Below are 10,018 nucleotides of genomic sequence, written 5' to 3'. Positions count from 1 at the left end.
AAATAAACATACTAAGATTAGTAGTGCAGACCAAGGCATTGGTTCGCACTACTATTTTTTATATAGTAGAAGTGAAGAAAGGGTCGTGGGTGCTTTGGGATCTTGAATCCGTAAAATAAACTGACCTTCTTCACTTACCTTATTTGAATCAGTTTTTAGTATGTTGGTCCTCGAGATCGTGTATAAGAAATGGGAATCGATAAGTGTAAGTTGAAGACTTCAATTTCACCTAAGGAGGAACTTTATGGAACACGTAATTGCGTTTGACGTCAGTATGGGTAAAAGTTACATGGTAATTTATAATGCACAAAAACAATGTGTATTTGAAAGTGAAATCAAGCATTCTAAACCCGAATTCGAAAAGCTACAAGAAAAAATTCATGAACTTGCAGATAATACTGGTGAATTACCTGAAATTGTGTTCGAATCAACAGGTATCTATTCCAGGCAGCTAGAACGATTTATGCAAGATAACCAGTATACGTATTGTTTATTAAACCCATTAGAAGCCAAACTACAATGTGATTCCTTACGGATTCATAAGACCGACCGAAGCGACGCACATCGATTAGCTCTCACTCACTTCACAGTTACCCGAAGGGTATCTAATGGAACTATCAACTCATTCCATCAGCTAAAATCTCTTTCTAGATGGTATAGCGAATTGGACAGTGAATTATCGATAATTCGTGGTCGTATGCACAAAGTAATTCAATTAACTTTTCCTGAATTGGAAAGAATGTTTACCAGTAAATCTGATTTGTTTTTAAATTTTGTTCAACTATTCCCCCACCCAGATTGTGTTTTAGGTCTTTCAAAAACAATCATAAAAAATCGTATTCGTGCCAACACCAATAAAAAAATATCAAATATTACAGCCGAGAAAAAAGCGATTCAGATAATTGAAATAGCGAAAACTTCCTATCCGGCTGTTTCTGAGAACGATGTTCTTTGTGATCAACTCAAATTATATGCAAAGCGCTATCAAGAGCTTCTTCACCAAAAAGAATGCTGTATTAACAAGATGGTATATATAGCCGAGCAACGTGCAGAATACGGTATCATTCTCAGTCTTCCTGGGATTGGCCCGAATACTGCAGTACGCTTGATGGCTGAAATAGGAGATATTACTCGTTTTAACAATAACAAGCAGCTCAATGCATTTGCAGGTATTGATATACGCCGTTTTCAATCAGGTAAAACCTTTTATAAAGATAAAATTAACAAACGTGGAAATAAACATTTGCGGAAGCTCCTTTTTCTCATCATCCAGAACATGATTAAACAACGACGTTACGGACAAAATCACATTGTTGAGTATTACGATAAATTAAAAACGCAACCCTATAACAAATGTCATAAAGTTGCGTCCATTGCATGTGTAAATAAGTTCTTGAAACTTCTCTTTCACCTTATTACACATGATATACACTATGATTATCGGTTAACGGCCTAATATCATAGTTTCATTCATCATATCATATCTCACCCCTAGCAAAAAACGAGTATATATTAGGGGTCTTTGTTATGCATGATAATAAGTATATGTTTATTCTGATATTCACTCCAGTAAAAACCTAAAAATACAGGTTGACTAATCGTAAGAAAAAGCACCCGAATGGATGCTTTTTTATAGATTATTAATTTGTACTTTAATTTCCGTACGTGAAGTTTTATCCTTATTCCAATCACCTAATGATGAACCGCTGATACGCAACAACAATATTAAGTAACTGGAAGAAGAGCAAAAGCTCTCCCTAATGACAGTATCATTCAATCATTACCATCTGCTGGTTTCGGATTTTATGTGCCATCATTATGAAACCGTTTAGACATACAGATTATAAAGGAATCTTTATGAGTCGTGTTTTCCGCCACTACTCACAATACAAATATATCACGTTAATTCCAAAACAACCGGCACATATACTGCCAAAAAGCGGTCACGACTCTGCCAGTATCTTTAATACGGTAATTCACTAAGCTCTGATTTAATTACTTCAACATCTAAATTAAATTTTTGACACATAGAACAAACCAATTCGAATACCCATTCTGGTGCAGTTGGTGAAACATATACTCTCTCTATTAATTCTTTAATGTCACACTTAATTGGCATCCCAAATTCTAATGGCGATGGTGCTTTATAATCGATTGCATCATCCACTGTTGGAAGTTCTAATAAATGAACAACTCTTAGCTCTCTTTCATGTTCAAATGATTTACGTTTAAAAGTAAAAGGATAGAAAAAATTACCTTCTGGAATTATCGTTTTCTTATAATCTATGTACTCGACTTCCCCAATGTAAAATTTTTCTTTATTTCCTTTAAAACATTTTACTAATCTTTCTACACTAGATTGGATAGCAATCCCTTCATTACTTTTCAAATACAAATCCCACATTGCTGCAGACTCATATTCATTCATATGCCAACAATTTATTAATGTAAATCTCTTAAGAAATTCCGCAAATATTTCAATTGAATCTAAACTCTTATAAAAATTCTCTCTCGCCTCTGAAGGTAACTTCTCTAATTCTTCCATATAATTTTTTGGTCTTAATTCTCTATTCATTTTTGGATAAACTCCCTCAAACTTGTCTTGAAATTTATCCGATCTTGTAAAAAATATAGACTCTTTATCTAACATATCCATAAATTTTGTGAAATCCATATATCTCCATATCTTCTTTCTACCTTCAGGTAATTTGAAACATAAATGCTCTTCATACATATCCGAATCCCCCGATACTATTTTATTAAATTATTGATATATATATTATTCCATATAACAATTGAGTTATCCATATCTTATATTGTGTGTAACTGAGTCTATCACTGAATCCCTTGCTATCAGTAATTTCATTTAACTTTTTCCTTTGAGTTACACAGTACGAAATTTATGAGTAACTGTATAGGGATACCACCAGCATTTTGCAAAATAACCTACGCTATGCGGAAAAATAAAATAAGCTGCCCATGTAGACAGCTTATTTACATAATTATTGATTGCGGAAGTTGAATTTTATCCTATTTTTCTTTTTATCATATTCTTTTGTTAACCACGACTTATTCACTTTTATTTTAATTAGTTTTCAGCAATACCATAAGCAAGTAATAAAATATACCCAATTATACAAATTGCAATAAAATTAAGTATTATAAGTAGCCATTTCATCAAGCCTTTTTTGGCTTTTAATCCCGAAAAAACCCCTAATAATGGGAACAGAAACATTGAAAGAATAAATGTTTTGCCTAATGGTAGTCCTAAAAATGGTTTACCTAATCTCAACAACACACCACTAAACATTGTATAAAATAAAACAATGAAGATTACCAAAGTGGCAAGTGAAAAAACACTATATTTATTCATATGGATTCACCTCCGGAAAGTTAGTTGTTATTTTCAATGTATAATATTCAAATCTTTATAAAATTACTATTTAATTCTTCTACAATGCCATTTAGTCGAACAATATTTTTTTAACGGCTTATTTTATGCCGGAATTCTTGTTTTGTTGGTGCTATCCTATAAAAAAAGACACCACAAGGTGCCTTCCTCTTGTGAAATAAGAAAGGACTATTGAGGATTATTCTTGAATTGGTAAATTATTCTTTTTAAGGAAAAATCGGAGTTAAGATTACAAGGTAGAGTCATGAAAGGGGTATTCCTGTATGTTATCAATGGATCAACCTGGAAAAATTGTTATTATGAACGGCACTCCAAGATCTGGGAAATCCAGCATCGCCACTGTAATCCAGAGCAAATTTAAAGGTGTGTGGATGAACTTAGGAGTAGATCGGTTCATGCAAATGACCCCAGAACGCTATCAGCCAAGTATTGGATTACGTCCTGGTGGCGAGCGACCCGATATTGAGCCCTTGATTATACTTATGTATAAAGCCATGTATGAGTCAATTGCTGCACACAGTCGTTTAGGGATAAACGTCGTAGTTGATGTCGGTCATCATGACAATTATTCCATCCCACGGGGAATTCTGCCCGAATGTGCACGGATACTAAAGGGACTGCCAGTTATGTTTGTGGGGGTACATTGTCCAATTGAAATTATTATGAAACGACGGATCGAAACATGGAAAGTTGGTTACTCAGAGGATGGTTCAATCCCATTACCAGTAAAACTATGGCAAGAGTCCGTCCATGAACCCGGTATTTATGACTTAGAAATCGATACTTCAGTATTAAACCCTGAAGAGTGTGCTAATTTAATTCGCTTGAGGCTCGAAAATGGTCCACCTCCGACAGCATTTCAATTAATTGAACAGATGGGAATTGGCTAATGCTTTGTTATGGTACAGATTACAGTATAAAACGCGGTTTTTCTATGAATCAGTAGGTGATTATTTCACTCTGATATTGTAGATCAATCTTCCATTAAATGAATACCGTATACATATACCAATACTCCTGAACTAGGAGTATTTACTTTTCCAGATGCGGACAGTATGTAGTATTGAGGTGTTTGGAGTTTCATCATATTCCAAATGTACGCTCAAGTTGAAGCCAGCTTCATTTAAATCATTAGCTAATCTTAAGTTGCTCTTAATTGCATTGCATAAACTATTGCAAGAACTACCTCCACTTGGTGGATTAGGTGGTTTTGGCAACTTCTCAACAATCCTTTTCGGTGAATTTTATAATCAATACATAATATTCCACCTAAAAATAATTAACAATTTAATGTCTCACATATACTTACCTAAAATTAAAAAGGACCAGGTAAAACACCGTGTCCTTTTTTTCTAAAGATGTTAACTTAATTTTTTAATGATTAGTGCTGCACCACTTTCAACTAGATTGCACAAAGATATGGAACTTCCATTAAAGCTTGTATTTTTTAGTGAAAAAATAGATTTAGCGGGTATTCTTAAAATAGCTGTTCCTGAAAATTGGTCGCATGATTCTCCAGTTTCAGTTATTGCTCCGAAAGTCGTTTGGAAACCAGGAACCGGAGCCCCATTTAAGATAGCCGTTACTTGCTGTTCTTGATTTTCTTCTGAAAAAACAACACTTGTAATTACATAGCTAATTTCATAATCTCCAGCTAATGGAATGAATACCGTAGTGGGTGATAATAAAACAATTCCTCCTGCTTCAGCTACACTTTGGTTGTTAAATGGGATGTTCTGTCCGTTAGGTATGGTAACAAATTCGTTTTGCCAAAAGTTACGATAAGCTGGTAAAAATTCTATCGTGTTAACCTCAGGTGCACGAGCAGGAAGAAATCTACCACAGCAACCGCAACCTTTCGATTTAATAAAATGGTCCAAAATAATTCACTTCCTTTTTTTGAAATGGATATAATTATTTATATTCAATCCAAAAAAATTAGCTTGGATGTTTGTCCGACACAATAAACAAGCCCTAAAGTTGGTTTCAAGGTTCGTATTTGTTAGGATTAAAAAAGAGATGAAGGACCAGCTCATCTCTTTTTATATATTGTTTTTAGGAGAGATTTTCATGTCATTTACAGTGTATGCATGTAACGGAATCGGTTTCAGCATTTTTCTTTAAAAAAATAAAAATCAATTTAAAATTTCAGTATAAAAAACCAACCCAATGCTATTAGGTTAGTTTTTAAATGATAACGTGAAAAACATGTGTGTAATATTTTATTCTAATTATCAACTATATGTTCCTTTTTTATTAGTACATAAAGAAATCATCTTTATGAGGAGTTGTATTTTCTTAGCCTGATAGCGATGTGCGATACCCCTAGACTAAAAAAGAAATAAGCAATGATTAGATTTTAAACCTAGTCATTGCTCTATCCATTGCATCTTGGTTTACCCCTATATAACGTAATGTGACCTTCTCTGACGAGTGATTGAATATCTCCATGAGTAATGCTATGTTTTTCGTTTGCATGTACATATGATAGCCGTACGTCTTTCTCAGCGTATGTGTTCCTATTTCATCTAATCTAAACTCTGCCGCTGCTCCACTTAATATCTTATATGCCATGCTACGACCGATTGGACGATTTCTACCTTGTCTACTTTTCAATAGGTACTCATTATCTTCTCTTTCTTCAATAAACCATTTGAGCTCTCTTTTCAATGTTGCAGTAATTTGTATTCGTTTCTGTTTCCCTGTCTTCTTTTCTCTCATAGATATATGACTACCTTTGACATCTCCTACCTTCAATTTCAAAATGTCCGAGATTCTTAAGCCTGTATTAATTCCCATAATGAAGAGAATGTAATTACGTAAACTCTTCTCCTTAAAATAATCTTTTAGCTGCTGTATTTGCTCTGGATCACGTATTGGTTGAACGAAATTCATTATTCATTACCTCCCGTTTCTTCTGTGTCGTAAACTTCTAATCCAAGCGCAAAAGCAAGTTTATAAAACGCTTTAGACTTCCAACGTCGATAAGTACGCTCTGACATTCCTATTTCGTTATAAACCATGTAATCACATACGTCCTCTTCTTCTAAATAACGTTTATAAATAATATCTCTTTGAATGCTTCCAGCACGTCCGTTTCCTAATCGATTTAGAAACTGATCAATACGTAATGACATTTTCTCAAGCCAATCTTCTCGTTCGCTTTGTTGAATATTTGCTATAGCAACATCTTCTAACGTTTTGCCAACTGCATATGTAGGACCGTGCTCACGTATTTCATAAGAAGGAGTGACTTTCATTTCTTTACGCATCATCCCAAATTGTCTATGTATGCGTACGCTTTCCAAGACACCTTCTAATTCCTCTTGTGTCGCTGTTCTATCAATTTTTGGTAAGAAAGATAATTGTTTAGTCATGTAAGACCACTCCTTTTTATTTCTAGATTACTTTTGTCTTATTGCTCCACGTCTTCGTTCATAACAAGGTCTATGCATCCCCATTAAATCCTCAATTTCACGAGTACTAAATTTCTCTTTTGATTTTTTCTTATTTTTCTTTCCTTGCTTGGATTTCTTTTTCCATCCACGTAACTGATCCTTTAACCCCTTCATTTCCCCATCTCCCTTTTCAAAATAAAAAGGACACCTATTCCTAAAACAGCTTTAATTGCTGCTTTAATGAATTGGTGTCCTCTAGTTTTCTAGCCGGACTATATTCGAATGTTATTTTAAATATCCCAATAGTCACTATTAACATCATTAGTATATTTGCTAATTTCCTTCTCTTTCCCACACTTTTCACATTTATAATAACTAACTATCCCCATCTTACCAGTTTTAAAATCTTCATTGTCATGATTTTTAATAAATTTATATCTATGTATACATTTAGGTTCTTTTAATTTATCAAACCAATTTCCTAACATAAATTAATCCCTTTCCTCTCAAAGATATTCTTTCTATTCCCATCCTCTTAAGAATACCTTAGAAAAGATTCCCAATCAATGAAACGTGGTAGCTTGTTTTTCTATAAACAGTTGCGATAGGTAAGACTTTGAAGTTATCTCCATCTTTTCCCCCGCTTAGCACTGTACGTGCGACTTTCATCGCATACAGCGCCCCATCTTATCCTTTTATACTAAAGTAACTAGATTACAAGCTTTACGGAGTTTGTTTATTTTCTTCAATTGTTTATCGTTCAATTGAAGAATTCTCATATATGTTCTAATCGTCTCGTCATTTGTAGCGTGAATCAATCTGTGGACAAATTCATGTACAATAATCAGGTTATTAAACTCGTCAGTTCCTCCCATACCTTTCGGTATTTTATGGTGACAGTGCACATCTTCAGCTATTAAGAAGATTCCGATGACAGCGCATTTACCATTTTGCATGGAATACCTGGATATTCTGTTATCTGTATACTCCATGCTTTGTCCTTTATTGGAGGATAGCAACATCTTTTGCATTTCATTGGCAATGTTACCTTTTAGGCTTTTGATGAGTTTTTGTCTTCCTTGCTTAGTGTAATTGCATATGTCTTGACTAAAACTTTGAGGGAATCGTGTTTGTATGTCCGCTAGTGGATATACATGATTGCCCGCTATTTCAAAGGTTCTATAATTGTTCCTATGAGTTCTTTTGTATAATGCATTCACATTGGTAGGAATCTTATATTTCCCTATTGATTTTAGACGATTAAACAAAGTTTTCGAGAGACGAAAGGCTATTTCAGCAAAGTCTATAGTTACATGTGTTGCAATTTTGTAATAATTTTTTATACCAAGTACATAAGAGTTATAGTCCTGTACTGTTTTCCCTGATGGGCTTTTTTGAATTGCTTTAATCCTTGTCTTTGCTTTTTCAAGGATATCCTTTTTCTTTTTCTCGCTTACATGTGTGTTTGCCACATATCTTTCGCGCTTTTTAACAGATTTGATAGAGAACCCCAGAAAATCGGAAGATTTTCTTTTTAGGTTAGTTATAGTCGATTTTTCATTAGATATATTAAGGTTTAATTGATTTTTAAGATAACCTTCTACTGCATGGAATATTTTGATTGCAGATTGATGATTGTTAGTAAATATTTTAAAATCATCTGCGTATCTAACGATATGCATTTTCTTCAATTTTGTTTTTATCAGCAATGGATTTTTGGTTGCTGTTGTGTATGGTCTTCTTGTTTTAATATTCTCCCATTGCCTAGATATCCACCAATCCAAATCGTTTAATACAACATTACTAAGTAATGGGCTTAGGATTCCTCCTTGCGGAGTTCCTTTTGTAGGAATACCTTTTCCTTTGATTGGTGCTTTTAACATTTTAGAGATAATTGTCAGCACCCTTTTATCAGTTATGCCTATGTTGTATAGTTGTTTTAATAACTTGGAATGGTTCACGTTGTCAAAGAAACCTTGTATATCAATGTCTACTACGTGACTAAATCTTCCTCTGTTTATCAGATATTGACACCTAGCCATTGCGTGGTGTGTTGACCTGTTAGGTCTGAATCCATATGAATGCTTGTGGAATTTTGCCTCGCATATTGGTTCTAGAACCTGTTTGAACATTTGTTGAATCAATCTATCTCTCATTGTAGGGATTCCTAATGGGCGTTTCTTCCCATTAGGTTTAGGTATTTCTATCCTACGTACCGTATTTGGTTTGTAATTTGTGAGAGTTTTTCTAATATCGTCAACGAAGGAATTTACATCTTCCATTTTATAATGGTCGATTGTGATACCATCTGTTCCTTCAGTTTTAGAACCACTGTTAGCCTTTATACTTCTATATGCCAATAGAATATTTTCTTTTGATATGATGTATTTATATAGATTTACACCTTTAGTAGCGTTATTTTCACTACGTTGGTATAAATCATCAAACACTTTTTGCATATCGTAATATTCTGCATTTCGTAATGTTGTACTCACCGATGTATTATTTCCCCTTTCTTACGAAAAGTCCCATCATCTTACTCGATCCTGTGAGTTACATCTAGTTAATTTAGTTTTCAAAGAACAAGACTAGGGACTATCCCTCCACATTCGCTACATGCTTCGTCGGTACTTTGTCCCCACCTTCACAAGAATGAAGCAATTTCGGTTCGTTAGAACCTTATATGCATCTGTCCGCTAGTAGGCGTTGGTGACAGTTTCTTGCTTACCACGTTCCGATTGACTTAGCTATACATATATCCTTAGGTGCTTGCTTTAAGCCTGTTATCTTTACACCCTCATCGTTAGATGTTCCGAATTTCGTATCCTTTACTCTTACTTTTCGGTAGATAACGTCATCATTGACGACATACAAATTTCTATTGTATTAATAATTTAGACCCGTACATTCGCAAGTTCGCCAGTCCGTTATTTTAGACATTCTCACCATAGATATTTTGTAGCATCCCGACCTATCCATTACCATATGATTTCTCACTTAGGTTTTGTTCAGCCGACTTCACCTAGCTTCATACAATTTGTGACTACTATCACGCCTTGCATGTAGGAGTATTAGATAAGTAGTTTCAGCTCAACATGACGGCTTTCATTCCTACTTTCAGTCAAACAGTTGTTGTTATCAAATTGATAACCCTCCTACTTCGTGTTTGCACACTTATGAGGAAACGTGTCGCACAAAGGATTATTTT

General features: G+C 34.3%; 12 protein-coding genes. 2 read left to right on the top strand and 10 right to left on the bottom strand.

The features are described from left to right. Positions 1–244 precede the first annotated feature (244 nt). Entirely contained in the window at positions 245–1,456 is a 1,212-nt protein-coding gene (locus ACTJJY_RS31385; protein ID WP_440605350.1) for an IS110 family transposase, read from the top strand. Between the two features lie 507 nt (positions 1,457–1,963). Here the strand turns inward: ACTJJY_RS31385 and ACTJJY_RS31380 are convergent. After that, positions 1,964–2,734, bottom strand: coding sequence for a hypothetical protein (locus ACTJJY_RS31380; protein ID WP_440607407.1), 771 nt, complete (start codon positions 2,732–2,734; stop codon positions 1,964–1,966). 354 nt (positions 2,735–3,088) lie between these two features. Continuing rightward, on the bottom strand, positions 3,089–3,373 hold the full coding sequence (locus ACTJJY_RS31375) for a hypothetical protein (protein WP_440607406.1): 285 nt from the start codon (positions 3,371–3,373) through the stop codon (positions 3,089–3,091). 302 nt (positions 3,374–3,675) lie between these two features. Between ACTJJY_RS31375 and ACTJJY_RS31370 the strand changes: the two genes are divergently transcribed. Continuing rightward, complete coding sequence (locus ACTJJY_RS31370; protein ID WP_440607405.1) at positions 3,676–4,302, top strand: chloramphenicol phosphotransferase CPT family protein; 627 nt, start codon at positions 3,676–3,678, stop codon at positions 4,300–4,302. A gap of 471 nt (positions 4,303–4,773) precedes the next feature. Here the strand turns inward: ACTJJY_RS31370 and ACTJJY_RS31365 are convergent, their stop codons facing one another. The 8 genes from ACTJJY_RS31365 to ACTJJY_RS31330 all read right to left on the bottom strand — a co-directional run bounded on the left by ACTJJY_RS31365 (position 4,774) and on the right by ACTJJY_RS31330 (position 9,684). Continuing rightward, positions 4,774–5,292 (bottom strand): BclA C-terminal domain-containing protein, encoded by a 519-nt coding sequence (locus ACTJJY_RS31365; RefSeq protein WP_440607404.1) that lies wholly within the window; start codon positions 5,290–5,292, stop codon positions 4,774–4,776. A 472-nt stretch (positions 5,293–5,764) separates the two neighbouring features. Further along, on the bottom strand, positions 5,765–6,307 hold the full coding sequence (locus ACTJJY_RS31360; protein WP_440607403.1) for a site-specific integrase: 543 nt from the start codon (positions 6,305–6,307) through the stop codon (positions 5,765–5,767). Further along, positions 6,307–6,789 carry an ArpU family phage packaging/lysis transcriptional regulator gene (locus ACTJJY_RS31355; RefSeq protein ID WP_440607402.1) on the bottom strand — a complete coding sequence of 161 codons (483 nt, stop codon included), beginning with the start codon at positions 6,787–6,789 and terminating at the stop codon, positions 6,307–6,309. Before ACTJJY_RS31355 ends, ACTJJY_RS31360 begins: the two co-directional genes overlap by 1 nt. Positions 6,790–6,816: 27 nt before the next feature. Beyond that, positions 6,817–6,984: a hypothetical protein gene (locus tag ACTJJY_RS31350; protein WP_440607401.1), complete on the bottom strand. Its 168-nt coding sequence runs from the start codon at positions 6,982–6,984 to the stop codon at positions 6,817–6,819. A gap of 116 nt (positions 6,985–7,100) precedes the next feature. Next, the gene (locus tag ACTJJY_RS31345) at positions 7,101–7,298 is read right to left on the bottom strand and encodes a hypothetical protein (RefSeq protein ID WP_440607400.1); all 198 of its coding nucleotides are present in this window, start codon (positions 7,296–7,298) and stop codon (positions 7,101–7,103) included. A 58-nt stretch (positions 7,299–7,356) separates the two neighbouring features. Then, the gene (locus tag ACTJJY_RS31340) at positions 7,357–7,479 is read right to left on the bottom strand and encodes a hypothetical protein (protein WP_254915690.1); all 123 of its coding nucleotides are present in this window, start codon (positions 7,477–7,479) and stop codon (positions 7,357–7,359) included. 26 nt (positions 7,480–7,505) lie between these two features. Continuing rightward, a complete protein-coding gene (ltrA, locus tag ACTJJY_RS31335) occupies positions 7,506–9,305 on the bottom strand; it encodes a group II intron reverse transcriptase/maturase (RefSeq protein ID WP_440605206.1) in 1,800 nt (599 codons plus the stop codon). Between the two features lie 229 nt (positions 9,306–9,534). After that, positions 9,535–9,684: a hypothetical protein gene (locus ACTJJY_RS31330; RefSeq protein WP_165773209.1), complete on the bottom strand. Its 150-nt coding sequence runs from the start codon at positions 9,682–9,684 to the stop codon at positions 9,535–9,537. Positions 9,685–10,018 lie beyond the last annotated feature (334 nt).

The organism is Bacillus sp. 22475 (genome assembly GCF_052044835.1).
Classification (GTDB): Bacteria; Bacillota; Bacilli; order Bacillales; family Bacillaceae_G; genus Bacillus_A; species Bacillus_A cereus.
The sequence above is the reverse complement of the archived record's forward strand: the minus strand, read 5'-3'. Positions and strand labels throughout refer to the sequence as shown.